Source organism: Mycobacterium heckeshornense (genome assembly GCF_016592155.1).
In the GTDB taxonomy this organism is placed as follows: domain Bacteria; phylum Actinomycetota; class Actinomycetes; order Mycobacteriales; family Mycobacteriaceae; genus Mycobacterium; species Mycobacterium heckeshornense.
The window spans coordinates 2,213,686-2,239,541 of sequence record NZ_AP024237.1 but is presented as its reverse complement, the minus strand read 5'-3'; the positions used below and the strand labels follow the sequence as shown (position 1 = coordinate 2,239,541).

Annotated in this window: 26 protein-coding genes; 9 read left to right on the top strand and 17 right to left on the bottom strand. The window is 65.3% G+C overall.

Going from position 1 to position 25,856, the window contains the following annotated elements:
• Positions 1–73: 73 nt before the first annotated feature.
• A complete protein-coding gene (locus MHEC_RS10720; RefSeq protein ID WP_048893151.1) occupies positions 74–499 on the top strand; it encodes a MarR family winged helix-turn-helix transcriptional regulator in 426 nt (141 codons plus the stop codon).
• 1,132 nt (positions 500–1,631) lie between these two features.
• Here MHEC_RS10720 and MHEC_RS10715 read toward each other — a convergent pair.
• From MHEC_RS10715 to MHEC_RS10675, 9 genes are all read right to left on the bottom strand, one after another.
• Positions 1,632–2,663 (bottom strand): histone deacetylase family protein, encoded by a 1,032-nt coding sequence (locus MHEC_RS10715; protein WP_048893152.1) that lies wholly within the window; start codon positions 2,661–2,663, stop codon positions 1,632–1,634.
• Positions 2,664–2,756: 93 nt separating this feature from the next.
• Positions 2,757–3,899: a CapA family protein gene (locus MHEC_RS10710; RefSeq protein WP_071700460.1), complete on the bottom strand. Its 1,143-nt coding sequence runs from the start codon at positions 3,897–3,899 to the stop codon at positions 2,757–2,759.
• A 28-nt stretch (positions 3,900–3,927) separates the two neighbouring features.
• Entirely contained in the window at positions 3,928–4,257 is a 330-nt protein-coding gene (locus MHEC_RS10705) for a hypothetical protein (RefSeq protein WP_048893153.1), read from the bottom strand.
• A 309-nt stretch (positions 4,258–4,566) separates the two neighbouring features.
• Positions 4,567–4,878, bottom strand: a complete 312-nt coding sequence (locus MHEC_RS10700; RefSeq protein ID WP_142358642.1) for a hypothetical protein — start codon at positions 4,876–4,878, stop codon at positions 4,567–4,569.
• Positions 4,879–5,096: 218 nt separating this feature from the next.
• The gene (locus MHEC_RS10695; RefSeq protein ID WP_048893155.1) at positions 5,097–6,167 is read right to left on the bottom strand and encodes an ABC transporter ATP-binding protein; all 1,071 of its coding nucleotides are present in this window, start codon (positions 6,165–6,167) and stop codon (positions 5,097–5,099) included.
• A gap of 31 nt (positions 6,168–6,198) precedes the next feature.
• A complete protein-coding gene (locus MHEC_RS10690; protein WP_048893156.1) occupies positions 6,199–7,041 on the bottom strand; it encodes a carbohydrate ABC transporter permease in 843 nt (280 codons plus the stop codon).
• Positions 7,028–7,981, bottom strand: coding sequence for a carbohydrate ABC transporter permease (locus tag MHEC_RS10685; RefSeq protein ID WP_235434970.1), 954 nt, complete (start codon positions 7,979–7,981; stop codon positions 7,028–7,030). Before MHEC_RS10685 ends, MHEC_RS10690 begins: the two co-directional genes overlap by 14 nt.
• Positions 7,978–9,294 carry an ABC transporter substrate-binding protein gene (locus MHEC_RS10680; RefSeq protein WP_048893157.1) on the bottom strand — a complete coding sequence of 439 codons (1,317 nt, stop codon included), beginning with the start codon at positions 9,292–9,294 and terminating at the stop codon, positions 7,978–7,980. The genes MHEC_RS10685 and MHEC_RS10680 overlap by 4 nt, the downstream gene beginning before the upstream one ends.
• The gene (locus MHEC_RS10675; protein WP_048893158.1) at positions 9,284–10,240 is read right to left on the bottom strand and encodes a sigma-70 family RNA polymerase sigma factor; all 957 of its coding nucleotides are present in this window, start codon (positions 10,238–10,240) and stop codon (positions 9,284–9,286) included. The genes MHEC_RS10680 and MHEC_RS10675 overlap by 11 nt, the downstream gene beginning before the upstream one ends.
• 76 nt (positions 10,241–10,316) lie before the next feature.
• Between MHEC_RS10675 and MHEC_RS10670 the strand changes: the two genes are divergently transcribed.
• Positions 10,317–10,664, top strand: a complete 348-nt coding sequence (locus tag MHEC_RS10670) for a DoxX family protein (protein WP_048893177.1) — start codon at positions 10,317–10,319, stop codon at positions 10,662–10,664.
• A 42-nt stretch (positions 10,665–10,706) separates the two neighbouring features.
• Here MHEC_RS10670 and pncA read toward each other — a convergent pair whose 3' ends face one another.
• Both pncA and MHEC_RS10660 read right to left on the bottom strand, forming a co-directional pair.
• The gene (gene pncA, locus MHEC_RS10665; protein ID WP_048893159.1) at positions 10,707–11,258 is read right to left on the bottom strand and encodes a pyrazinamidase PncA; all 552 of its coding nucleotides are present in this window, start codon (positions 11,256–11,258) and stop codon (positions 10,707–10,709) included.
• Positions 11,259–11,514: 256 nt separating this feature from the next.
• Complete coding sequence (locus MHEC_RS10660; RefSeq protein ID WP_048893161.1) at positions 11,515–11,757, bottom strand: DUF6400 family protein; 243 nt, start codon at positions 11,755–11,757, stop codon at positions 11,515–11,517.
• Between the two features lie 296 nt (positions 11,758–12,053).
• Here MHEC_RS10660 and MHEC_RS10655 point away from each other — a divergent pair, with 296 nt between their 5' ends.
• From MHEC_RS10655 to MHEC_RS10645, 3 genes are read left to right on the top strand one after another with little or no spacing between them, the layout of a single operon-like run.
• Positions 12,054–13,325, top strand: coding sequence for a glycosyltransferase family 4 protein (locus MHEC_RS10655; protein ID WP_048893178.1), 1,272 nt, complete (start codon positions 12,054–12,056; stop codon positions 13,323–13,325).
• The gene (locus MHEC_RS10650) at positions 13,319–14,050 is read left to right on the top strand and encodes a class I SAM-dependent methyltransferase (RefSeq protein WP_048893162.1); all 732 of its coding nucleotides are present in this window, start codon (positions 13,319–13,321) and stop codon (positions 14,048–14,050) included. Before MHEC_RS10655 ends, MHEC_RS10650 begins: the two co-directional genes overlap by 7 nt.
• Positions 14,037–15,113 carry a prenyltransferase gene (locus MHEC_RS10645; RefSeq protein WP_048893163.1) on the top strand — a complete coding sequence of 359 codons (1,077 nt, stop codon included), beginning with the start codon at positions 14,037–14,039 and terminating at the stop codon, positions 15,111–15,113. Before MHEC_RS10650 ends, MHEC_RS10645 begins: the two co-directional genes overlap by 14 nt.
• Here MHEC_RS10645 and MHEC_RS10640 read toward each other — a convergent pair.
• Positions 15,091–15,705, bottom strand: coding sequence for a class I SAM-dependent methyltransferase (locus MHEC_RS10640; protein WP_172442119.1), 615 nt, complete (start codon positions 15,703–15,705; stop codon positions 15,091–15,093). The two genes, MHEC_RS10645 and MHEC_RS10640, sit on opposite strands and share 23 nt — an antisense overlap.
• A gap of 154 nt (positions 15,706–15,859) precedes the next feature.
• Here MHEC_RS10640 and MHEC_RS10635 point away from each other — a divergent pair, with 154 nt between their 5' ends.
• From MHEC_RS10635 to MHEC_RS10625, 3 genes are all read left to right on the top strand, one after another.
• Positions 15,860–16,432, top strand: a complete 573-nt coding sequence (locus tag MHEC_RS10635; RefSeq protein WP_048893165.1) for a TetR/AcrR family transcriptional regulator — start codon at positions 15,860–15,862, stop codon at positions 16,430–16,432.
• Positions 16,433–16,475: 43 nt separating this feature from the next.
• Positions 16,476–16,991, top strand: a complete 516-nt coding sequence (locus tag MHEC_RS10630; protein WP_048893166.1) for a DUF6328 family protein — start codon at positions 16,476–16,478, stop codon at positions 16,989–16,991.
• A 62-nt stretch (positions 16,992–17,053) separates the two neighbouring features.
• Positions 17,054–17,836, top strand: a complete 783-nt coding sequence (locus MHEC_RS10625; protein ID WP_048893167.1) for a DoxX family protein — start codon at positions 17,054–17,056, stop codon at positions 17,834–17,836.
• A gap of 46 nt (positions 17,837–17,882) precedes the next feature.
• Here the strand turns inward: MHEC_RS10625 and MHEC_RS10620 are convergent, their stop codons facing one another.
• From MHEC_RS10620 to MHEC_RS10605, 4 genes are all read right to left on the bottom strand, one after another.
• On the bottom strand, positions 17,883–18,275 hold the full coding sequence (locus MHEC_RS10620; protein ID WP_048893179.1) for a DUF2784 domain-containing protein: 393 nt from the start codon (positions 18,273–18,275) through the stop codon (positions 17,883–17,885).
• Between the two features lie 38 nt (positions 18,276–18,313).
• Positions 18,314–18,817 carry a gluconokinase gene (locus MHEC_RS10615; protein WP_048893168.1) on the bottom strand — a complete coding sequence of 168 codons (504 nt, stop codon included), beginning with the start codon at positions 18,815–18,817 and terminating at the stop codon, positions 18,314–18,316.
• A 53-nt stretch (positions 18,818–18,870) separates the two neighbouring features.
• On the bottom strand, positions 18,871–20,811 hold the full coding sequence (locus MHEC_RS10610) for a DUF7064 domain-containing protein (RefSeq protein ID WP_082170000.1): 1,941 nt from the start codon (positions 20,809–20,811) through the stop codon (positions 18,871–18,873).
• A gap of 79 nt (positions 20,812–20,890) precedes the next feature.
• The gene (locus MHEC_RS10605; protein ID WP_048893180.1) at positions 20,891–22,396 is read right to left on the bottom strand and encodes a carboxylesterase/lipase family protein; all 1,506 of its coding nucleotides are present in this window, start codon (positions 22,394–22,396) and stop codon (positions 20,891–20,893) included.
• A 77-nt stretch (positions 22,397–22,473) separates the two neighbouring features.
• On the opposite strand from MHEC_RS10605, the gene MHEC_RS10600 reads away from it, so the two are divergent.
• Positions 22,474–23,160, top strand: a complete 687-nt coding sequence (locus MHEC_RS10600) for a hypothetical protein (RefSeq protein ID WP_048893170.1) — start codon at positions 22,474–22,476, stop codon at positions 23,158–23,160.
• 7 nt (positions 23,161–23,167) lie between these two features.
• Here MHEC_RS10600 and MHEC_RS10595 read toward each other — a convergent pair whose 3' ends face one another.
• A complete protein-coding gene (locus MHEC_RS10595; protein WP_048893171.1) occupies positions 23,168–25,855 on the bottom strand; it encodes an NAD-dependent epimerase/dehydratase family protein in 2,688 nt (895 codons plus the stop codon).
• Between the last annotated feature and the right edge of the window lies 1 nt (position 25,856).

Sequence of the window (25,856 nt, the reverse complement as noted above, 5' to 3'; positions counted from 1 at the left end):
TAGCCGTACGCTCGATCTGCATCTGAGTATTGTTCAGTGCGCTGAACAATACAATACCCATGGAGGCGCTTAAGTGACTAACGACGTGGAAGGGTGGCCGATTGGACGCCTGCTTTCCACCGCGGCCCGCCTGCTCGAACATTCTTGGGAAGAACGGCTTCGCGAGCACAATCTCACGCATGCCGGATTAATTGCCTTGTACTGCCTACAGAACGGGCCGATGTCCCAGCGGAGCCTCGCCGCCGCGTGCCGGGTCACGGATCAGACCATCAGTCGCACCATCGAGCGGCTCGAACGCAGCGGCTTCATCACCCGTCGTGTTGACCCCGACGATGAGCGGCGTCAACAAGTCACCATCACCCGAGAAGGCCGGGTGGTGCTCACTCGGATCGTGGCGACCAGGCAAGCCGACGCGCTAGTCGAGGCCGCCGTCTCCGAACCGGAAACGTTGCGGAGGCAATTGATCGAGCTGATCCGTGCGATGGGCAGCCCGACATAGCCGTCCGATCAAGCCGGCTCTACGCAGCCAAGCGTGGTAACCGGCTTGGTAGTGGCGTCGGGGTTTGATGGTGTCAGGTGATTGCGCAGTGCAGGCAAGTTGGCGTAGCCGGTAGTTATCGACGTTGCAGAATCCGTGACCGACTCGGTTGATCTTGTTGATCAGATGATTGACGGCTTCAGGCGCCGTTGCGAACTATGAAATCGTCTGCAGCACAGGGGGATAGGTGTACTCATTTTATACTGGAACATACCGCGTTCTACTTAACATAATGTCGCTTATCGGTAGTAAAAGGTAGCGAGTCGCACTAGATGAAAGCTCCGTGTCTGCAGCTATTAACCGGCAATGCGTCACGGTGACGAATTAGCCTGTGGCGGGCCCGAAAAAAGTGGGGCCCGTGCTTTCCGGAGCCAGCGAAGATCCGAAAAGCCAACACAACCTACTTGTCCGTTGCAAAGGTGAGTAATCGCTTGCATTAGCCGACTGTCGCACCGACCCATGCTGAGCGTGTACTGAGCCAATTTCGTTGGCAGACAACCGTGCGATTCAGACTGCAGTAGGCAACTGTAGTAGACATGGGCTCGCTATGCCGCATTTACCACGTAACGGCCGCGCAAACCCGGCATAGTAGTTGGGATCGGTACCCACGTCCGGGCTTTTGGGCTGCACCGACAGGACCACCGGGGTGGCGTCCCGCGAAAGGACCTACAATGGACCGAATCTTGCGGTTCGCAACCACCCTGATGGTGGCGGGCAGTCTAATCATGGCTAGTTTCAGCGTAGGATCCGGAACCGCTCACGCCACCGGCCCAAGCTATCAAGGCGGGAATTGCCCCGGCGGGATGACCTGCACCCATTGGTGTCCCGGCGACCCACCGATACCGGGAAGCCAAGTGATCAGGTGGGACTGGAATATTTGCCACGACTGGTACTGGACCTCGGAGGGTGTCATCGACATCGACGCCAACACCATCTATCCCTGGCACGGCAGTCCGCATGAGGCTCCCCCGCCGCCTCCGTATACGCCCCCGCCGCCGCAGCCGCTTCCGCCGGATTGCCCACCATGGTCTCCGATCTTAGCGCCCTCGCGCTGCGGCGGTCTGTGAGTAGGACGTGGACGTCGAAAAGCCTTCTATAGTGCGTGGAGTTGCTTGAGCCGAGCGATGAGGGCCTCGATGTCGGGTTCAGGTCGCGGGCTCGGCCGTATGCCAGGCGGATCGACCGGCGGTTCGCCGAGCAGCAGGCGAGCCACGTTTGCGGCGCCGTATCGGAGCGCATCCATGTCGTAGCCGCCCTCCAGGGCGAAAACGATCTTGCCCGCACAACAGCGTCGCGCCATACCGATGACCTGTTCGGCAAGGCGGGAATAGCCGTCCAATGTCAGCCCCATCGCCGCCAGTGGATCCGCCCAGTACGCATCGAATCCCACTGACACCAGGATCAACTGGGGGTCGAAGCGCTCGGCGGCGGGCCAGACGATCTGGTCGAAAACCATTGCGTAGTTCGAGTCGCCGCTTCCGGCAGGCAACGGGATGTTGATCGTGTAGCCCTGGCCCCGGCCAGTGCCGGTGTCGCTGGCAGCACCTGTGCCGGGATAGAACGGGTACTGGTGCGTCGAGATGTACAGCACCGAGGGATCGTCGTAGAACATCGCTTCGGTGCCGTTGCCGTGGTGCACGTCGTAGTCGACAATCAAGATGCGGTCAATCCCGTAGCGCCTCTGCGCATAGCGTGTGGCGATGGCGACGTTGCCCAGCAGGCAGAAGCCCATGGCGTGGTCCGGCATCGCATGATGCCCGGGCGGGCGGGTCGCAGCCAGCCCATTGTCGGCGGCTCCGCTGAGCACCGCGTCGGTCGCGGCAACCACGCCGCCCGCCGACAACCGCGCGATCGTAAGGGCGTCCGGGCCTGCGTAGGTGTCAGGGTCCAGATGAATTGTGCGGGTCGTATCGCTAATCCGCCGCAGCATGTCGAGATAGTCGGCCGTATGCACGGCAAGAACCGCGTCAGTGTCTAAAGCTTGGACCTCGAGTGGGCGCATCCGCGCGTCCAGACCGCTCTCATGCAACCCGTGCCAGACCGCCCGGATTCGGTCCGCGTTTTCGGGATGACCCGGCAAATCGTGTTCGGTGTACCGGGAATGAGTCGCGTAAACCGTTGTCATTCCTCAACTCCTGCCGGCACCCTAGTGGATACGACAGGCCTGCGGGTGCGCGACTCCCCTTTCGCACTACCGATTATGTTGCCTGGTCCCGGCTTAGGCCGGATTAGCCGAGAAGACACCGTCGGTAGTTTCACCAACCCTCGTCTTGAACGGGCGACTGATCTGATCTAGCGTGCCTCGCAGCCACTCGGCATGGTCGTGCGCGACACGCTCGAGCCGTAGTCTGCGCATCCGCATCGGCACCATCTGCAACCCGACACAGCCGTTGTCGACTGAGGCGAAGTACATCAGTCGCAGGTTCGGCCGGAACTGCTCGTATCCGGTGATCCCTTCGTAGTCGTCGAGCGCGTCGCCGCACCCGTACAAGATCAGCTTGTCGCGGTAGAGCTCGATCGGTCGCGGATGGTGCGACGAATGCCCGTGCACGATGTCGACACCGGCGTCGATCAACCGGTGTGCAAACCAGACCTGAGCCGCGCTGACCTCATAACCCCAGTTGGAGCCCCAATGTACGGAGACGATCGTGACGTCGCCCGGCCGCTTCTGCGCAAGCACCCGCGCGGCAACCGCCATGGCGCTGCGGTCGGAGAGGTCGGCCACAAACGCGACCCCCGGCCGGTTATGGCTGGCCGCCCACGAGCGGGGAATCCCGCTGGACTCCATGCCACACGCAGCAACAACGACTCGCTTTGCCCGCCCGCAGGCCACCACGACCGCACGTTCGGCCTCGCCGACGGTCAATCCGGCACCAGCAGCTCGGATCCCGGCATCGTTCAACGCGCGCAACGTGTCGGCCAGCCCGCGGTAACCAAAATCGAGGATGTGATTATTGGCGATCGCGCAGGCATCGGGCCGCGACGCGCTCAGGCATGCGATGTTGTTGGGGTGCATCCGGTAGTGCACAGCCTTGCCCGACGCGAACTCGCCGTCGTCGGTAATGCTGGTTTCCAGATTGATCAACCGGACGTCGGGGGCGAATTCGTCCAGCACTGCCAGTGCGTCTCCCCACGGCCATGTCACGTCGGCGGGCATGGGAACCGGTCCATTAGCGTGCTCGGCGAGCGTCACGTAGGTTCGGGCATCGGTCACCGCGGGCTCTCGCAGTTCAGGGCTGCCCGGGTGCGGAAGTATCTGGTCGATGCCACGGCCAGTCATCACATCGCCGCACAGGAAGACGACCAGGCCGGCGTCGCGACCCGCCGTCCCGGCGCGCTGCCCGCCCTCCGGCGTCGACACGGCTGCAGCGGACACCTGTGGAGCGGGCTTAACGCCTCGACGCCGTGCGCCCGCTACCGGGGTCATCCGGTCTGCGGGGATACAGGAATCGAAGCCGCAGCGTCTCAAGCAGTCGATACGCTTCGTCGATGCGCGCGCGAAGCTGCACCAGCTCTTCGGACGGGCGACCGCCTGGCGTTCGCCGTACGCGATGCCCAAGACCGCGGTCGAGCATGGACCTCGCCAGCGCCTCCAGCCGTGAAATCTCGGCGCGCAGAATGCCCTCGAAGATCCGCGCCTGGGCTACCTCGGCGGCGTTGCGCGACTGCGCCGCGCCGGGGTTGGCCGCCCGTGGCCTAGCATCCGTGGATTGCGTCATAGCCAAACTCCGACCCGCCGACGTCCTCCTGTTTGGGCGCCCAGTACCGGGGCACCGCCCATCATCTTGGTCGCCGAGCTGACGGTGATCAAACCGTTGACCTGCAGATGTGACGTTCGATACAGTCCAGCCGCACTCGGCCGAGGCGGCGAGCAGTGACCACGCTGCCGCGCGTTCGGCTAGGCCGTTATGGCTCGTCCTTCCCGAGCCGCGAAACGAGGGCGCACCCAACGCTAAAATAGTGTCCGGCCAACGTTTTTCGGGTACCAGCGCTACCCGGTCGTCGGCCGACGCCTCACAAGCATCGCGTTAACCGGGTCGGTGCGGGAAGCGGTCCCGCAGCCGCTCAAGCAGACGATGGACGTCCTGGATGCGGGCCGTGAGCTCGCTATAGGCTTCCGGTAGGTCATCGTCGACGCTGTGCGTGCTGCACCGCGACGCCAAAACCGTCGCCAGCTGCTGCAATTGGGCGACCTCCACTTCGAGGATGGACTCGAAGAGCCGCGCCTGGGCCGCGTCCGCGGGGTTTGCCTGACGGGTCACGCCGTCGCCCTTTGCGAACACGCGACGCTCGGCGGAGGATCGCATCAACGCCGGATGCTCCCGCATTCGGATGGTCACGTGGTTATGCGCAGATTGGTCGGTTGCCGGTCGGGATGGCGCCAAAGTTGCCGACTTCAGAGGTTGCGTCATGGGAGACCTCCCGACTTGCCGAGCTGCTTTGCAAGTATCCAAGAAGTATCCACGCTTTGAATCAGATGGAACCGTCAACAGAAATTGTTAATCTGATAGCCATCTGCGTTAGGCATCGTTCACCAACATGACGCTTTGGGACACGGTCAGCTGATCCGGCGGCCGTCGATGCCGAAAAAATGCACGTGACCGTCCTGCGGGTACAGGCGCAGTCGGCTCCCCCGCTGGGGTGGGTTGCGCCCGTCGGCGCGAGCGGTCACCGGCTGCCCCGCGCTGCGGTCGGGTCCGATGATGCGGCCATACAGATAGACATCAGCACCGAGCTCCTCGACGACGTCGACTTCCATCTCCACGCCGACGCTGCCCACCTCCAAGTGCTCCGGGCGGATACCGACAACAACCTGGCCACCAGCGGCACCGACCTGCCGCGGAACTGGAATCCGCCAGTCGCCCAACGATACTGAGTGCTCGACGATCGGCAGGGTAAAAAGGTTCATCGCCGGGGAGCCGATGAATTCCGCGACGAACACGTTGGCCGGATTGCGGTAGAGCTCTCGCGGCGCCGCGCACTGCTGCAACACGCCGTCGCGCATCACCGCGACGCGGTCGCCCATGGTCATCGCCTCCACCTGGTCATGGGTGACGTAGATAGTGGTGGTGCCCAGCCGCCGTTGCAGTCCCGCGATCTGACTGCGGGTCTGTACCCGCAACTTGGCGTCGAGATTGGATAGCGGCTCGTCCATCAGGAATACCTGGGGACGGCGTACGATCGCACGCCCCATCGCGACCCGCTGCCGCTGACCACCGGAAAGATCTTTCGGCTTGCGGTCCAGATAGGGCTCCAAGTCCAGCAATCGCGCCGCATCGAGCACGCGGTCGCGGATTTCGGTCTTCGGCGTTCGGGCGACCTTCAACGCGAAGCCCATGTTTTGCGCCACGGTCATGTGCGGGTACAGCGCATAGTTCTGGAAGACCATGGCCACATCGCGGTCTTTGGGTTCGACGTCGGTCACGTCGCGGGCCCCGATCCGGATGCGCCCCGAGTCCAGGGCTTCCAACCCGGCGACCATTCGCAGCGACGTCGTTTTGCCGCATCCGGACGGTCCGACCAGCACGACGAACTCGCCGTCGCCGACGTCGAGGTCCAGTCGATCCACCGCGGGCCGGCTAGCCGCGGGATAGCGCCGTGTCGCCTGTTCGAAGCTCACCGAAGCCACTGCAGATGCTCGCTTTCAAAACGTGTCTGGCTCACCCGCCGAGCCCGCTCACAGCGATACCGCGGATGAACGAGCGCTGCGCGACGGCGTAGACGACCACCAGGGGCAACAGAATGAGCATCGATGCGGCCATCAGCACCGGCCATCGAGCAACGTACTCCCCCTGCATGCGCACCAGACCGAGGGTAAGCGTGGCAATACTGTTGCGCTGGATCATCACCAGCGGCCACAGGAAGTCGTTCCACACATTGACCCAGGTGAGCACCGCGAGCACCATGAGCGCGGGCCTGGTGTGCGGCAACAGGATTCGCCAGTAGATCTGCCACGGTGTGCATCCATCGAGAATCGCGGCTTCCTCGAGTTCCACCGGCAGGGTACGAAAGAACTGTCGCATCAGATAGGTGCCGAATGCGCTGCCGAAAAACCCGGGGATGATCATCGCCCATGGCGTATCGGTCCACCCGAAGATCCGCATCAGAATGAACTGCGGAATGACCGTCACGGTCAGCGGCACCATCAAGGTACCCAGGTACAAAACGAACAGCGCATCGCGACCCCGGAATCTCAACCGCGCAAACGCGTAGCCGGCCAGCGAACAGAAGAACACCTGGCCGGCCGTGACACATCCGGCATACAGCACCGTGTTGAAGAACATGCGCCAAAGTGGCATCAGGGTGAACACCTCGGTGTAGTTGGACCACCGCGGGTGTGACGGCAACAGCGTCGGCATGCTGACTTCGCCTTCGCTCTTGAGCGATCCGGACAATGCCCACAGGATCGGGAACAGCGCACACCACGCGATAGCGATCAGAGCGACGTAGAGCGCAACGCCGCGCAGCACACCGTGCTTGATCACCTGCTCAGCCGAGACCACGATCCACCTCCCAGGAGCGCCTCCGCGCGAACCGCAGCTGCATCACCGTCAGAACCAGCAAGATGGCGAACATCACCCATGCCAACGCGGAAGCGTAACCGAACTCCAAGAACCCAAAAGCGTGCTGGAACAGCATGATGCCCAACACGTAGGTTCCGGTTTCCGGCCCGCCGTTGCGGCCGGTGAGCACGTAGACAAGGTCAAATGCCTGAAATGCGTGGATAATCGAAATCACGACGACAAATGACACCGCGCCGCGGATCAGCGGCACCGTGATGGAGACGAACTGTCGTAACTCGCCGGCCCCATCGATTCTGGCCGCCTCGTAGACGCTGTCTGGTACCCCTTGCATCGCTGCCAGCAACACGACCGTCGCAAACGGAACGCTCTTCCACACACTGACCAAGCACAGCGAGACCATTGCCCACTTCGGGTCGACCAGCCACGGGATGGGGCCGATGCCGATCCAGCCGAGCATGATGTTGAGCAATCCGTTGTCGGTGTTGAAAACGAACTGCCACACCACGGCGATCACCACCGATGACACCGCCAGTGGTAGGAATGCCGCAGTCCGGAAAAGCCCGATTCCCTTGATCTTTCGGTTGAGCACCGCGGCGACGACGAGACTGATTAACACTGTGGGCACCACACTGCCCAGGGTGAACACCACGCTGTTGGTCAGCGCTATGAGGAATAACGGGTCGGCGGTGAACAAGTTACGGAAGTTGGACAGGCCGACGAATTTCGGTGGGGTGAACACATCCCACTTCTGAAAGCTCATGTAGAGCGAAAAAACCAGTGGGAACAGCATGAACACGGCGACCGCGAGCAGATTCGGGGCAACGAACAGGCGCCCGGCGCGGGCACGTCGGCGGACCGCGGCGCGGCGGCCTGTCCGGGTGGCCGGCACCAGGACGGTGGGTTCGTCGGTCGCTGTCATGGTTTGCGTAGCACGTCCTCGACAGCACCGGTCAGCCCGGCCAGCGAGGTCGCCGGACGAGCCCCGCGCAGTACCGGCCCGAAATTGCGGTCGATGAGAGCGTTGACCTTTTCCCACGCCGGACTGATGGGCAAACCCTGCGAATGGGCGGGCCCGCCGGTGAGCACGCCGATGTTGTGTAATCTGCTGTGTGCCTTCACAAATCCGGGCGAGCCGATCGCAGATCGCAGCACCGGTACAAATAAGCGGGATTCGCCGATCAAGGCCTGTCCAATCGGGCCGGCGGCGAATTTCACGAATTCCCATGCCTGTTCCGCACGGGGACTGCTGGCCGCGATAGCCAGTCCGGTGGTGCCGATGTTCGATTGGGCGCCTTGACCTTTAGGACCAGTCGGCAACACTGTGACATCGAAGTCAAGACCTTCGGCCCGGTCGAAGGTCTGGTATCGCCAGTGCCCGCCCAGCGCCATCGCGGCCTTGCCCACGGAGAACAGATCCATCGTTGACATCGACTGCTGCTCGGTCACCGTTGGTGCCACCCTGTGCTTGGTGGCGAGGTCGGCGTAGAACTGGATGCCTTCGATGAACGCGTCGTTGTCGAAGTTGACGCGGGTGGGGTTCCTGCGCGGGGTACACCACGGCGCGCCGTTGTTCATCGCGAATAGCCCAGCCGAGTATGGCGGGGCCCACGTGTCGACGAATCCCCACTGGGTGGCCCGTCCCGATCTGTCCCGTTTGGTGAGGGCCCTTGCGGTCTCTAAAAATTGAGCGAAGCTCCACGGCTGATCCCAGTTTCGCGGGGGTGGCGGCACGCCGGCCTCGGTGAACAGTCGCCTGTTATAGAACAAGTAATTCCCGGACCATTGCTCAGGCAGAGCATACTGTCCGCCGTTGAACGTGAAGGTGTCATACAACGACGGGATGCTGTCCGCCTTGAGCTGCGCGGCGAACGCTTTGTCTTGTGACAGCATGGTATTGAGGTCTAGCAACACGCCGCGGTCGGCCAGCTCGGCGTAAGTCATTTCCCAGGCCATCAGCACGTCCGGGCACTTGCCCCCGGCGCAAAACGTCGCGATCTGCTGCATCGCTCCGGGCCCGGAAAGCAGCGTGCGAACCCTGATGTCGGGATGCCGACGCGCAAACGCGTCGACGATCCGCATCCTGGCATCGGCCTCCTCCGGGTTGGCGGCGAAGAAGAACGTCAGTGCCCCGTCGTCGACGCTGCATGCCTGCGGCCACGGCAGCACTGCGGCGGTGCCGAGTAGCGCGCCGCCACGAAGTAGCGCCCGCCGCCCGAACGTGTTAGCGCCCATCGCGCTCCAAGGTTCGCACGGTGTCGTTGCTACCCCGACCGACTGTGCTATTCCTGAGTGCGGCAGCGGGAACTGTCAGCACGGCAGTGCGGAGCCGGTCGGGGTCGCCGACGATGTCGATGCTGTGGATGCGCTGATCGTCTCCAATTCCGATGCGCAGCACTGCCTGCAGTTGCCCGCGCGGTGCGATCGCAATGCCGGGAACCCCATCGATGAGCAGCACCACACCAGCTTTGGCGCGGTGGGCGAATTGTCGAGTCTCCTCGGCAACTTGCTGAGCACCGTGTATTTCGCCGGGAACGTCGTGGGGAACCAGGATGCGGTCGACTCGGCGCACGACGTCCGGGGCCAAGAGCTGCAGCAGCGCGGTGATGTCACCGCCGCGCGACGCCGCCAGGAATGCTTCCACGATCTGCAGGTGCTTACGGCTGCGCGGGGATTCGGCGACCGGATCGGCGCGAAGTCGCTGACGGGCCCGGCTTGCCAGCTTTTTAGCCGCTGCCGGGGACCGGTCCAACAGGTCGCCGATCGTCTCGAATGGCAGACCGAACACGTCGTGCAGCACAAAGGCGACGCGCTGTGTCGGTGACAGCCGGTCCAGGACCACGACGAGTGCACGACTGACCGCATCGGTCAGCAGCACATCGTCGTCGGCAGGTGCTGTGGCAGCGGTCGAGGTCCGCTCCCAGTCGCTGGGCTCGCCCAGGGGGTGCTCGGCTCGCCGGTTGCGGGCCCGCAATTGGTCGAGAGCCTCACGGGCGGTGATCGTGGTGAACCAGCCGGTCAGGTTCTCGACGGCGCCGGGGTCGGCGCGGCTGGCTTTCAGCCACGCCGATTGCACCACGTCGTCGGCGTCGGCAGCCGAGCCGAGCAGGTGGAACGCAACTGCACGCAGGTGTGGTCGATCAGCGTCGAACCGGTACGCAAGATCGTCAATCGCGCTCATGGGTCACCTTTTCTACGTGGCCGCCGTCATGGAGGTGAGCACGTCCACCAAACGCGCCGTTGTAGAGGAGACCACCATGAGCCTATACATCGTCGGCACGCTGCTCACCGCGGTCGTCACCGCAGCGATCGCCGTGGCGGACTACATCCCAGCTCAGTTCGTGCTGGCCAACTCGGCCCGGGTCGGGGTGCCGCGGTCGTGGCTGCCGATGCTGGGGACACTCAAGCTCGCCGGAGCGCTCGGACTCGTCGCCGGCCTGTTGGGTCTGCGCATCCTCGGTGTCGCAGCTGCGGCGGGGCTGGTGCTGTTCTTCATCGGCGCCGTTGTTACCCACGTTCGAGCACGGGTGCTGTCCAACATCGCGTTCCCGGGCGGCTATCTGCTGCTGTCGGCTGCGGCACTGGTGTTAGCGATCGCACACTGACCCGGGTCGGCGATAGCGCACCCTGATCGATCGTCAATCGCGTCAGGCCACTGTGACACCGGCGTTGCGCATCTCTGCGATGGCCGCGGCTGTCGACTCCGGCGTCACCCCCGCGGTCAGATCCATCAGCACGCGGGCCGACAACCCGGCGCGGGCGGCGTCTTCGGCGGTTGAGCGCACGCAGTGATCGGTAGCCAGGCCGACCACGTCGACTTGGTCGACGCCGTGTTGCCGCAGCCAGTCGAGCAGCCGCGTGCCGGACTCGTCGGTGCCTTCGAAGCCGCTGTACCCCGCCGAGTAGGCGCCTTTGCGGAACACCGCCTCGATGTGGCTGGCATCGAGGTCGGGATGGAAGTCGGCGCCGGGACTGCCGGCCACGCAGTGCGGTGGCCACGAGGAAACGTAGTCGGGGTGGTCGGAAAAGTGGTCGCCGGGATCAATGTGATAGTCCTGCGTCGCAACCACATGGTGGTAGCCCGGCGCGGCGGTCAGATAGTCGTTGATGGCGCGGGCGACGGCCGCGCCGCCAGCCACCGGGAGTGCGCCGCCTTCACAGAAGTCGTTTTGTACGTCGACGATGATCAACGCCCGCATAATTCCACCGTATCCCCGGTGGACGAACACGACTTGCGCTCAGGCGGCGGTGCGGCAGCCGCGCCCCGGGCGGGTGTCCACCGACCAGAAGTGTGCACAGCTCGGGCACTGCAAGTGCAGCACCGCGGCCTCGTTACCGATCAGGTATTGCCAGTGGGTGTGGCAGTTGCGACCGCTTCTGCACTCGGCGCATGACGCGCCGTGGTCGCAGTTCGGGCAGGCCAGCCAGGCGCGCCGGCCGGTGTCGGCGTGCGGGTCAATCGGCAGCACGGTCCACCGCCCGGTGCGGCAACACCCCAGCCTTGACGAGCTCGTCGTAGTGCCGCCGCTGCTCGGCGTCGAGACCGGAGTAGAGCAGGGCGTAGGCCCGTTCCTCTTCGGCTAATGCGTGGACGGGATCCCAGTCATCGCCGATCGCCTCGAGCACCGCAGCGCGCCGCCTGACCTCGTCCAAGGTCAGGTCGTAGGCGAATTCCGCCCCAGGTGAGTCGGTTGGCATGCACCTCTCCAACGGGCTTGCTACAACCTTGGTGAGGCTTCACGAACGTAGCTGGCTTAGGCAATGACGCCGGTCACATCCTGCGTTTGAGCTGCGTCACACCCTCAAGTGCCGTCACCCGCGGCAAGCGCGCACCGGGGCGATCAGTAGCATCGGGGCGGTTTGACGTTCTACGAGGTGCGTTGCATCACGTAGGTTGTCAAATTATAGTCCAGACACGTGTCCAGACAGCTCGCCGACGTCGTCGATATTTCGGGGGCGACCCAGCGAGCACTGCCATAACAGAACGGGTGAGCATGCGGATCGCTTTGCTGTCCTACCGCAGCAAAACACACTGTGGCGGACAGGGCGTCTATATCCGTTACCTGAGCAGCGGCCTCGTCGAACTCGGCCACCACGTCGAGGTGTTCTCCGGCCAGCCCTATCCCGACGTGCTCGATCCGCGGGTAGTGCTTCGCAAAGTACCGAGCTTGGACATGTACCGGGAACCCGATCCCTTCCGGATTCCGCGCCCCGGCGAAATCCGCGACCGAATCGATCTTCTCGAGTTGGCCACCGTGTGGACGGCCGGATTCCCCGAGCCGCGCACGTTCAGCCTGCGCGCCGCCCGACTGCTCGCCGACCGGCGGCACGACTTCGACGTCGTCCATGACAACCAGAGCTTGGGGTTTGGGCTGCTTGACATTGCGGCGATGGGTTTTCCGGTGGTGGCCACCGTGCATCATCCGATCACCCGCGACCGGGTGCTGGAGTTAGCGGCTGCGCGGTGGTGGCGGAAGCCGTTGGTACACCGTTGGTACGGCTTTTTGAAGATGCAGCAGCGGGTGGCGCGCAGCATCCCCGACCTGGTCACTGTCTCGTCGTCGTCGGCCGCTGACATCACCGTGGACTTCGGGGTGCGCCCCGACCAGCTGTGCGTCGTGCCGCTGGGCGTGGACACCGACCTATTCGCCCCGGCTGACCAGCCGCGCGTCCCGGGCCGCATCATCGCCGTCGCGAGCGCCGACACCCCGCTCAAGGGCGTGGGCCATCTGCTGCACGCGGTGGCCAGACTGCGGGCCGACCACGACCTCGAGGTCCAGCTCGTCGCCAAGCTGGAGCCCAACGGACCCACCGAAAAACTCATCGCCGAGCTCGGCATCTCCGATATCGTGCACACCTCCAGCGGGCTCTCCGACGCCGAGCTGGCTCGCCTGTTGGCATCTGCCGAAATTGCTTGTATTCCTTCGCTTTACGAAGGATTCTCGCTTCCCGCAGTGGAGGCGATGGCCAGCGGCACCCCGATCGTGGCCAGCCGGGCCGGGGCGTTGCCGGAGGTGCTCGGGTCCGATGGCACTTGCGCCCGGCTGGTTCGACCGGGCGACACAGGAGACCTGATACGGGTGCTCGGTGCTCTGCTGGCCTCGCCCGGCGAGCGGCACCGGCTCGGCACGGCCGGTCGTAAGCGCGCATTGGAGGTCTACAGCTGGGAATCGGTGGCCGCGCAGACGGTAACCGTCTATGAACGTGCGATCGCCCGAAAAGCTCAGCGCCGCAGTGTCGCCGACGTGGTGGGCGAGCCGTGTTGACGGTGGATTTCGACCGGCTGGGCATCGGTCCGGGATGCGCGGTCATCGACGTCGGTTGCGGCGCCGGTCGGCATAGTTTTGAGGCGTATCGGCGCGGGGCCAGCGTGATCGCGTTCGACCAGGATGCGGCCGAACTCGACAACGTCAGCAAGGTATTGCGCGCCATGGCCGAAACCGGCGAGGCACCGCCGTTCGCCGCGGCCGAGACCGTCGTCGGTGACGCGTTGGCACTGCCCTATTCGGACGGCACTTTCGACTGCGTCATCGCATCGGAAATTCTCGAACATGTCCCGGCGGACGAGGTGGTCATCAAGGAATTGACACGCGTGCTCAAGGTCGGCGGCACGATGGCGGTCACTGTGCCGCGGTGGTTGCCCGAAAGGGTGTGTTGGCTGCTGTCCGACGAGTACCACTCCAACGAGGGCGGCCACGTACGGATCTATCGAGCCAGCAAGCTACGCGCCAAAATCGTCGGCGCCGGAATGCAATTCGTGCACGCACACTACGCCCACGGGTTGCACACACCGTTTTGGTGGTTGAAATGCCTGGTCGGACTGTCTCGGCCGGATCACCCGGCGGTGGCTGCCTATCACAGGATGCTGGTGTGGGACATCACCCGGCAACCCCGGATCACCCGGCTGGCCGAATCGCTGCTCAACCCACTGCTGGGCAAGAGCGTCGCGCTGTACTTCAAAAAACCGGTGCACCCCGTTGAACTGGCATGACGTGCCGGGCGTGCCAGGCGTCCTAACCCCACAACAGTGTCGGCAGACCGCGGAATCGATTGCTGCGGTGCAGGAGCCATCGGGCGCCATCCCGTGGTCGCAGGGCGGACACACCGATCCATGGGACCACGTCGAATGCGCGATGGCGCTCACCGCCGCAGGTCTCATCGAGCCGGCGCGTCGAGCGTATGAGTGGTCCCGTCACCACCAGCGCGCCGACGGGTCATGGCCGATCCAGCTGCGGGCCGGTGTCATCGAGGATGCCAACAGCGACAGCAACTTCTGCGCCTACATCGCCGTGGGTGTCTGGCATCATGTGTTGATCACCGGCGATCATGGCTTCGCGGCTGCGATGTGGCCGACAGTGCGCGCAGCGATCGACTTTGTGCTGGAGCTGCAGCTTGCAGGCGGCGAAATCTGCTGGGCCCGTGGCGAATCAGGACCGGTAAAAGAGGCGTTGTTGACCGGTTCCGCCAGCGTGTTCCATAGCATCCGCTGTGCGCTGGCCTTGGCGAACCACCTTGAGCAACCGCAGCCCGAATGGGAGGTCGCACTGGGCCGGCTCGGCCATGCCGTCGTCGCGCACCCCTCGGCGTTCACCGAAAAGCCGCGTCATTCAATGGACTGGTACTACCCGATTCTCGGCGGCGCGCTGCGCGGCCCGGCCGCCGAAGCCCGGCTAGCCGAACGGTGGGCCGATTTCGTTGTCGACGGCCTGGGTGTCCGTTGTGTCGACGATCGGCCGTGGGTCACCGGTGCGGAAACGTGTGAGTTGGCGCTGGCTTTGGACGCTATCGGCGACCGCCGACAGGCGCTGCAGCAGTTCGCCGCCATGCAGCACCTGCGCGAAACCGACGGCTCCTACTGGACGGGCCTGGTGTTCAGTGACGGGAAGCGCTGGCCGGTCGAGCGAACGACGTGGACCGGTGCGGCGGTGATACTGGCGGCCGACGCGTTGTCGTTGACCACCCCCGGAAGCGGGATCTTCCGCGGCACCGACCTGCCTCGCGGTCTCGAGGGCGACTACGACTGCGAGTGCCTCAGCAGCTCGACGGATCGCTGAGCGCCGCGCCGGATGGGCCAGTAGTGCGTTCGAGCACCCGCAGCGATCCGGCGACCGAGACCTCGCGGAACATCCCGCTCTGCCGGGCGCGGCAATAGATCTGGTACGGAGCCTGCCCGCCGTCGCGCGGATCGGGAAAGACGTCGTGGATGATCAGTGCGCCGCCAACGCTCACCCACGGCGCCCAGTTGTCGAAGTCCTGGTGCGCGGCAGCTTCGCTGTGGCCGCCGTCGATGAACAACAGCTGAAGTGGGGTGCGCCAGCCGCGGGCCACCACCGCCGACTTGCCCACCACCGCGACCACGTTGTCGTCTAAACCAGCCTCGTCGAGCGTGCGGCGAAACGTGGGCAAGGTATCGAAGCGCCCGCTGACCTCATCGACCAGAGCAGGGTCGTGATAGTCCCAGCCCGGCTGATGCTCCTCAGAGCCGTGATGGTGGTCGATCGTGTAGAGCACGCTGTGGCGGGCAACCGCCGCCGCCCCCAGCAGCAGCGTGGACTTGCCGCAGTAAGTGCCGATCTCCAGGCCGATCCCAAGATCGAGGTAGCACAGCGCGGCGTCGTGCAGGGCGCGGCCCTCGTCGGCCGGCATGAAGCCGGGAACCCGGTCGGCGAGCTCGAACAATCGGCGGGTCTGCTCGGCGGGCTTCGAGCCAGAGGTGGTCACTAGTCGAACCTAACCATTGCAATCCTCCGGGAAGGGCGCGTGTTGCCGCCCATCTTACGTTGTAGTAGTGTCCAGACACGTGTCCGACCCGGTGGCTCGGGAGTCGACTAGGCGCCGGCTGACCGCCAAGCAAGCCGACACTGTCGAGCGGCTGGGCCGGGCGGCAATCGAGGTGCTCAGCCGAGAAGGCTTCTCCGGCTTGACCATTCGTCGCGTGGCCGCCGAGGCCGGGGTGGGCTCGGCCACCGCGTACACCTACTTTTCGTCCAAGGAGCATCTCGTTGCCGAGGTTTTCTGGCGGCGGCTGGCGTCGACCTCGCCGCCCCGCAGCGATTCCCCGGATCCAGTTGTGCGCGTTGTCGCTGTGCTGCGGCATATCGCGCTGCTTGTCGCCGACGAACCCGAGCTGGCCGGCGCGGTGACCAACGCCTTGCTGGGCAACGATCCCGAAGTCAAGCAGCTGCGGCTGCGCATCGGTCGGGAGATCCACCAGCGGCTGGTCACCGCGCTGGATCCCGACTGTGATCCCGACGTGGTGGAAACACTGGAGCTGATGTACGCGGGCGCGCTGGTGCGCGCCGGGATGGGATACGCCTCCTACACGCAGATCGCCGATCGGCTGGAGAAGTCGGCCCGACTGCTTTTGGAATAACCGGGCAGCCCTGTGGCGACGTGTCGGCTGGCATGATTCACGGATGGACGTTGACCATCCTGAACGCGACCAACAGTGGGATTTCGCCGCGCGCAAGGAGACCGAAACTGAACGGCTGGATCGCAATTGGGCCAGCCTGTTGCAAGAGCTGCGCGTTGTGCAAACCGGTGTGCAGTTACTGACCGGCTTCCTGTTGACGTTGCCGTTCCAGGAGCCGTTTAGAGCGTTGAGCCTGACGATGCGTTCGGTGTACCTCGCGACAGTCGTCTGCTCGGTCGCCTCAACGGTGCTGCTGGTCGCCCCGGTCGCGATGCACCGATTGCTGTTTCGCCGGCATAGGCTGAAATCGCTGGTGTCGACCGCACACCGCTTCGCTTACACCGGGTTGTTGCTCTTAGGCTTCGCGCTCACCGGCGTAACCATGGTGATCTTCGACGCCGTCGCCGGTGGTGCTGCTGCGGTCATCGTCTGCATTTGCGCGCTGGTCGCCCTAGCGGGTTTGTGGGTGGTGTTTCCGCTGTGGATGCGCTCGGGAAGTGATGAGCTGCCAGTCCACTGAAACGGCCAGCCGAAACCAAGCCCACCGGTTTGCGTGCGGGTCAACGCGGGAACACAGCGGCCATGCTGATCCGCAGAATTGCCCGGCCGCTGCTGTCAGCGGTGTTCATCGGCCAAGGTGTAGAGACGTTGCGAAACCCGAGCGCGGCCGTCGACGCCGCGCGCCCCGCCGCGGCGGGTCTGCGTAAACTGCCCGAGCCGATCGGTACCAAGGTGCCCTCCGACGACGAGACGTTCGCACGCATCAACGCGGCCGTCCAGGTCGGCGGCGGCGTTCTGCTCGCGACCGGCAAGCTCCCCCGCATCGCGTCCGCTCTGCTGGCAGGCACGGTAATCCCGGGGAGCCTTGGCGCGCATATGTTTTGGACTGAGCCAGATCCGCAGCGCAAAGCCGAGAAGCGGCGGAACTTCCTGACCGACCTGAGCCTGCTGGGCGGATTGCTCATCGCGTCGGCCGACACGGCCGGAAAACCCTCCTTGGGATGGCGCGGTCGGCGGGCGGCAGGCCGCATTTCCGAGGCGGTGACCGCGGCGCTGCCGATCAGCGGGTCCAACGGAACCTTGCTGGACACTGAGGGTTTAGGCGAGAAAATCGGACACGGTCTGCAGGTTGGGGCCGAACGAGGCCGGGAACTGGCCAGCGCGGCGGCAGAGAAGAGCGCCCCCCTGGTGGAGGCCGCCCGCAAGCGTGGCGCCGAACTTGTCCAAACCGCCCGGGAGCGCGGCACCGAGTTCGCCGAAACCGCCCGGGAGCGCGGCACCGAGTTCGCCGAAACCGCCCGGGAGCGCGGCGAGGAATTGGCGGACACGGCCAGTAAGCGGGTCAGGGCTCGCCGGAAGCGCTAACCGCAACGCCACGACACGCGAGCCATTGCACATTGGGCGGTGGTCGTCACTGCGCGTGATCGGGCGCTTTCCGACGGGCGCGCGCCGGGACATGGCGGCCATGCCACGCACATAACGCCCACGACGCGACGATCACGGCGAACACCGCTGCCTGCACGGCATTCGCCCAACTCACCGGATAGAGCACCCCGGTGATGTAGTGGTCGATGAACCCGGTCGGCGGCAGCGGCGCCATTCCGGCGTGCTGGCGCGCCCAGCGTTCCAGCCCGGTCAAAGGACAACCCACATGGCCCACTACGCTGGCCGCACCCCAAAGTACCGCGGCGATGTGCAGCCAGAGCGTGCGCCGCCAGCGCAGTGCGATGAAGCCCCCGAGAACGACGTAGCAGATGAAGGCGAAGTGCGTGATCGCCGTCACCACCACCGCGATCTGGTACATCGTTTTGTTGCCTCCCACCCGCGGGATACCACCGCATGCTAGCCGCATGGCGTCCCGGTGTCGCCGGTGCGCGAAGGCGCGGCAGCGGCCAGAAAAGTCTCGATGATCGCGTCGACGCTTTGGTCGACATCGACGGCGACCCCGCGCTCGTCTGGGCCGAGGGGCTCTAACGTGTCGAACTGCGACTTCAGCAGCGCGGCCGGCATGAAATGGCCTGCCCTGCCGGCCTGCCGATGACCGATAAGCTCCGGGGAGCCGCTCAGGTGCAGAAATTCGATGTCGGGGCAATGTGACCGCAACTGGTCGCGGTACTTGCGCGTCAGCGCCGAACAGCTCATCACGGCGCCGTCGCGGTGAGCGGCAAGCCACATCCCGGCTGCCTCCAGCCACGGGAACCGGTCTTTGTCGTTCAACGGTTCGCCCGCGGCCATTTTGGTGATGTTCGCGCGCGGGTGCAATGCATCGGCATCCGCGAACGGGACCCCTAGCCGCCGGGCCAGCGCGGCGCCCACTGTGGACTTGCCTGAGCCGGACACACCCATGACCACAATGGGCCCCGGCTTCCGGCCGCGTCGGTCTGGACGCTTCGATTGGCTCAGGTCTGCGTTGGCTGCCATAGGGTGCGGTTCCATTCCAGCCAACCAGCGCCGTGACGGCCATCGGCTGTGGTTACCGTGACCCAGGCGCGGACAAACCGGCTTACTCGCCCATCGGCGGCCACCAACAACAACGGAGCGTGTCCGCGCACAGCTGCGGTTGCAGCGATATCACCGGGCTCGATGGTCACGGTTGCGGCTACGGGTAAGCCGTTGGAATTAAACGATTCTCGGCTCGTCACCGTGTGAAGCTCGACGACGTCGCCTTCTTTTTGCTGGATGTAGCCGACGCAGAGCTTCGGCGCGCCGGGGATCCGGATGTCCACGCCATGCAGATGCGTGCCGTCGTCAAGATGCAGCGCGCTCCACAGCCAGTCCATGGCCCACCAGTCGCGCACGCCCCACGAGTGGTCACGCTGACCGGGCACCGCATCGAGAAGGTATTCGGTGCCGTCGACGGTCACGCTTCCCGACACCGTGCACGGAATCTCGTAACGTGTGGTCAACCGATAATGGTAGGGCGTGCCGTCAGTCGTCCATGTCAGGTTGGCCACCATCTCCGCAGGGCGACCGGGTTCGCCACGCAGCAGGGCGGCCGGGTCGGTATAGGACTGGCCTCGTGCCTGCAGCGCGACCCGATACGTTCGCAACGGGTCGATGGCAGCGTGGCTGAGATCGGCGGCGCCGGTTCGCACCCGCCACGGGTCGGCCGGAAACGGGATGTCGAAGTCGACCACGGCGACAGTCGGGCTGTCGGGACCGCAGAACAATGCGTGCAGCCAAGCGGTACGCTGGTTGGGTATCAAGCCAATGCGCACCCAGCCGCCGAATCCCTGTGCGGCATCGACGAAATCGCCATACCAGCTTTCGCTCCACAATGGTTCGTCAGTGGCGGTGTGCACGAATTCGTCTATGTGAGCTGGGATTAGCGGTGTAGGCGTCGGCGCCGACAACGTGACCAGCGCGTCGGTGTCAAGCACGTGCTGGCAATGCCGTTGCAGCATGGTCATGAACAGCGCGTCACCGCGCTCGGTGCGTTCGACCAACATCGCTGAGACGATCGCCATCATCACGCCGAAAAAGCTCTGACCACGCACGCCCTCGTACACGTCGGCCAACGTGAGCGGCGCATCGGGCCCGAGTGCGCCGTGGTAGGCGCGCAGCAGATCGTCATACTGCGCCCGCCGATCCGCCACCGGCAGTGCGCAACCAACGAAATACGCGAGGTCGGTCAATGCCGGACCCCAGGTGACGGTCTGCCAATCCACCACCGTCAACGGCCGATCGGCCCCGGCAGTGCCGAACAACAAGTTGTCCAGCCGGTAGTCGCCGTGCAGCAGCCCGTCAATGCGGCGCTCACCCGAGTTGCCGGCGAGGTAGGAATCGAACCCATTGACCAGCCGCTCGGCCACGTCACGGTGCTCCGGTGAAATCCGGTCGCCGTAACGGTCGAGGAAGCCGGTGTAAAGCTGGGTCATCAACGCCTGGTTGATGGGGGCATCACGGTTGAGCCACGCCGCGTCGGCCAAGCCGATATCACCGAGGAGCTGACCCTGCAGGCGGCCCAACTCGGTGACCGCGACGATGGCTTGTGACGGTGTGGCGCCCCGGATTTCGTCGCCGACGACAGCGGGGCTGACGTCGCCGAGCAATAGATCGAACGTGCCGGTCGACGCATCGAACGCGGCGTGATAGCACGGCGCGAGCGGCCCGTGCAGTCGCGGCGCGATTTCGCGGTAGAAGCGCACTTCGCGCTCGTAGAGTCCCAGTGTCAGGCCGGTCTGGCGGCTCACCGGATCGGTGGCGGCGACCTTCAAGACCAGCGATTGCGGCCCAACCGGGCTGTCGCCGCTGTAGGTCAGTTCGATGCGGTAGCACGCGCTCATCTGACCGGTGCCGATCCGCTCGACGCCGAACCCGGCGACCGGTGCCCCGAGCATGCCGGTCAGCCAATCGGCGGTGAGGTCGCTTGGTTGTTCGACGACGCTCGCCGGCTCGCCTGTTGGGGTCGCGGGATTTTCATTGTGCAAGGGAAAACCCTTCCCACGCCAGGCGGCGCTCGGGGTGTGGATCGAATTCGAGATGCGACGTGCGGTCGAAGACCATTACCGCACGATCGGCATCGGTGTAGGCGGGCCAGCCGTCACCGGGTATCCCGGTGCGGCTGAACGCCAGCCAACGGCCTTGTACCTCTTTGGTGACCCGCCGCGCGGCCCGGCGATCGACACCGGCGGTCAGCAACGCGCCGAACCTGCTGCGGTAAACACCAAAGACCGCGAGCAGCTCGGTGGCGTGGGTGGCTCCCAGACCAGCCCAGTGCAGTGGGCGGGGCGCAAAGTCGTATCTGTACAGGTAGGCCGGTGCGTACTTGCCGTGGGCCTCGGCGATCTGCCAGGCGGCCGAGCCGAAGGCGAAGTCGCCGCCGAGGCGCACGCAGGCAGATCGATCGGGATAGCCCGGATAGGCGGCGGTAATGCGTTCCCGGGCAGCCGGATCCGTATCGGCCAGCAGCGCCTCGACCATCGGCTCCGTGGTCGGCAGCAGTGGGAGAAAGCGAGTGAACAAGCGGCCCTCGTCTGCGTTGGTGCCCACGATGAGCGGCACACGGTGTGCTTCGCCGCGGCGCATCGCCTCCACCGGGTCCAGCGGCAGATAATCATCGCCGAAAGCAGGACCAATCGGGAACGCACCAAGCCGCTGTTCCATACCCTGGTCGATCAGGCGCTTTTGTGCCGCCACCAGTTCGGCGGGCGATGCCTGCATCAACGCGTGGGCGGCATCTTGCCGGCGCACACCCAGTTGGGTAGCGAATCGGGTCGCGAACTCGGTTGCCACCTCACGAGAACGCACCATCCCGCTTGCTGGGCTTTCTGAAATAGCCTGGTGGAAAAGACCTTTGGCGGCGGGCACGGCGAGCAGCGTGGCGACAGCGTGCGCGCCGGCGCTTTCTCCGAAAATGGTGACGTTACCCGGGTCGCCGCCGAACGCCGCGATGTTGTCGCGGATCCATTGCAGCGCCATCACCAAGTCGCGCAGGAATAGATTGGCATCGATGGTGATTTCCGGCGTCGACAGTGACGACAGGTCCAGGCAGCCCAGCGCGCCGAGCCGGTAGTTCACCGACACGTAGACGCATCCGCGGCGGGCCAGCCCCGCTCCGTCATACAGCGGGGTGGCCGAGCTGCCCAGGATGTAGCCGCCGCCGTGGATGAAGACCAGGACCGGCAACGCCTTCTCACCAACAGATTCCGGGGTCACGACGTTCAGCGTCAGACAATCCTCACTCATCGGCTGGTATTTGCCCACACCAATGATCGTGTAACGTCGTTGCTGCGGTGCGCAGTTGGTGAATCCGTGGCAATGCCGCACACCCGGCCACGGCTCGGGTGGCTGCGGGGCCCGAAACCGCAGCGGCCCGACCGGTGGCCGGGCATACGGGATGGAGCGCCACCGGTTCACACCGTCGCGGGTGAAGCCTTCCACGGTGCCGGTGGCTATGGTGACGCGGACGGTGTGTTCGTGCATGACCCTGACCGTAGCGAACCGCATATGGCGCCGTGTGGCTGCCGTTGCAATCAGCTCGGTGCGGCTAGCCTGACGGGATGCGCATCGTTGCGGTGTTCGTTGCGTCGTTGCTGGTCGCCGGGTGTTCACTGGTGGGCAATCGAGCTGCCCAAACCACGACCTCGGCATCGCCGAGCACGTCCGCCAAGGGCGCGGCCGCCGCCCCGCCGACGACCAAGCCGCCGGTTCGGCCCACCGCCCCGCAACCGGGTACACCGATCTCCGACGTGATCGCCTGGATCGAGGCTGCTCGTCCTGCCGACGCCGGCCGCTATCACAGTGCGACCCGCGACGGCGCTGCCACCGACCTCGGCCAGGACGTCGCATTCACCGCACCAGACCGCAACGTGCGCTGCACGACCGACTCCAAGCACACCGGCGCCGCGTTGTCTTGCCTGGTCCGGCTGACCAATCCCCCGCCGCGACCGGCCGCCGTCTACGGCGAATGGCTTAGCGGCTGGGTCGATTTCGACGGCACCAGTGTGCAAGTGGGCTCGGCCCACGGTGACCCCGGACCGTTCATCAACGGTGACGGCCCCGAACTTCCGTCCGGAAAGTCGCTGGCGTTTGGCGATTTCCGTTGTCGCACTGATCAAATTGGTGTGTTCTGCGTCAACTACGCGCACCGCTCAGCGGTGCGGTTCGCTGCTGCCGGTATCGAGCCGTTCGGCTGCTTGCAGCCGGTACCGCCACCGGAGGGTGTCGGCGAAAAGTTCAGCTGCTAGCGGACGTTTACTCGGAGTTCGTTGCAGCGGAGTCGATTTCGGCGGTGTGGTCAGCGATCTCCAGCAGCCGTATCTCACCGGTAGCACCGTCGACGTCGACGAAAGCTCCCGGAGGCAGCCGCCTTGTGGCGCCGGCGGCGTCGACCACGCAAGGGAACCCGAACTCGCGGGCCACCACGGCAGCATGTGACATCGGCCCACCGAGTTCAGTCACCACGGCGGCCGCATACGAGAACGCGGTGGTGTAGCCGACGTCGGTGACCTCGGCGACGAGAATCTCACCTGGCTGCAGCTCGCCGATGGTCTCCGGTCGCACGATGCGAACGCGGCCGCGGACGCGTCCGCCACACACCCCGAGACCGTGCAGGCTTTGCCCCGGCGTGAGAACCGTCGCCAGGGCGGTGCCGGGCTGCCAGCTGCCACTGAACACCGGCGGCGGAACAATGTCCATCAGTCGCTGTTGCTCGGCGCGGCGCCGCGCCGCCAGCCCGGAAGCATCGGCGGGAAGGGCGTCGAGTTCATCGACCAGCAGGTAGAACACGTCATCGACGGTCTTCAACACACCGGCATCGACCAGCCGGCGTCCGTACTCGCGCAGCAGGCCACGCAATACCCAAATGGCGCGGACCAGTCGGTCACGGCGGGCTTCGCGTTCGCGCAGTTGACGGGCCGCGAGCGCCGCGACCGGACGGCCCCACACCGGAATCCTCGGTTGCCGAGAACGCGGCATGTCCGGTGCGTTCACCGACTTGACCACCATGCCCAGCAGCAGCTCGGGGTTGTCGGCGTAACTGGTCGAGCGCATCTCGGCTTCCGCCGGGCCGCGGTGGCCGACCAGCGCCAGCTCTTTTTGGACTGCGGCGTGAAACTCTGGCGCGTGCTTCGAGAGCGCATCGAGGCGGGCACCGGGTTGCGCCAGGATGCGCCGCACCTCCGGGTCGCGGCGCGCCGCGGCGGCCAGCCGGTGAATCGCGGCCAGCGGTCGCGCGCTGACCAGCTCCGGTCCCGCCGCCGGCATGGCACCGGGCCCACACACACCTCGCAGGATGGAATTGAACGCCGCGCAGAGCATGAACGACCCGGATGCCAGCACCCAGCCGTCCACGGCATGATCGCGGGCCAGCAAAATCAGGCTGAGCAATCGGCTCTCGTCGAGCCGGCTAACATCGGGGCCCACGAGCCGTTCCAGGCGCTCGATGTCGGCGAGGTAGTCGGCGGTGTCGTGTGCCGATCCGGCGCTGAGGCCCACCAGGTTGACGCCGAACACCCCGATATTGCGAAGTGTGCGCCCTTGTCTTGCAAGCAAACTGGCCTGGGGCAGCGGATGCTGGTCGCCGAAGATCGGTAGGTCCGCCACGCTGGGGCCGAAGTACCCGCTGTTGGCCACGATCGTCGCCGGTTTGACGAATGGCACCGTCTCGGCCATGAAATGAGCGGACGTGATGCCCCCGTAGAGTCGGTGAGCGAACACTGCGACGGTGCGCATCGCGATTTCGCGTTGGATCAGTCCCCCGGGGCGCAGCCGCCCGGCGATGCCCGCACCGCTCGCCCGCAGCCCGCGCACGGTCACCGAAAACGACGACGGCGAAAACGGTCCGGGCAGCGCTTCGGACAAGTTGGTCGCGATGAACGTCGGAAATCGCGGATCGATCGGGGTGTCGAACTCTCCCTTTTTCCCCTCGGGCCCGGCCGGCACGGGTACCGTTCCGTCGGCGGCCGGGGCATCCGCGGCGGGGATGTCTTGGATGCGGGAGATCCGCCACGGCAGCGACATCACCCGCTGTCCGACGGCAACACGGCCACGCAGCCCGAGCGCGAGGTCCTCGACGCATTCACCAGCGTTCCAGGCGGGCGTGAACGCCCACTGGTCACGCAGTCGCGAAGTGTCCATCAGCGGCGCGTTTTGGACGAGGCTCAGTATGTCGAAAAATGCTGTCGCGCAACCACGCAGCAGCTTCGATGCAGGATCGAGGTGGGTCGGGAGGACACGTCGTCCGAGTGCCGCTACGACCTCGCCAAATGTCGGCTCGCCCGGGGCGGCCAGGTTGAGCGGGCCGCTTTCAATGCCGCCGTCGACAGCCGCGCGCGCGAGCACGCGAAGGGCGTCGTCGGGGTGCACCACTTGCAATCGTTGGCCCGCCGATCCGTCGATGTCGGGAAACACCGGGCACGCCAGCAGCCGCTGCACCCAGTTGTCGACGTCACGGCCGATGATGAGCGCAGAGCGGACGGCCACCCATTCTGCGCCGGATGCGGCCAGCATCTCTTCGGCTCGAGCTTGGTGACGACCCACGGCGCTAACGGGGTTCAGCTGGTCGTGCTCGCCCGCCGGCGCTACCCCGGCTCGCTGCGTCCCGTACACGTGCGCCGACGATACGAAAACAATGCGCCGAGCGCCGGACTTGGCCATGGCGGCAAGCACATTGGCGGTCCCGCCGATGTTGACTTCCCGGCTGCGCGGGTCGTCGGCGCGTCGGCTGGCCGCCCACGCGCAATGTGCGACGACCTCGGCGCCCGCGATGGCACGCCCGACGACGGCTGCGTCGCGGATGTCCCCGTGCACGAACTGTGCTGCGCTGGGCCAGCTTTCGGGCCGATGCCGTGCGAGTCCGACGACGTCGTGGCCGCTGCTGAGCATTCGCGCGACGAGTCCGCGGCCGAGTACGCCGCTGGCCCCGGTGACCGCGACCCTCACT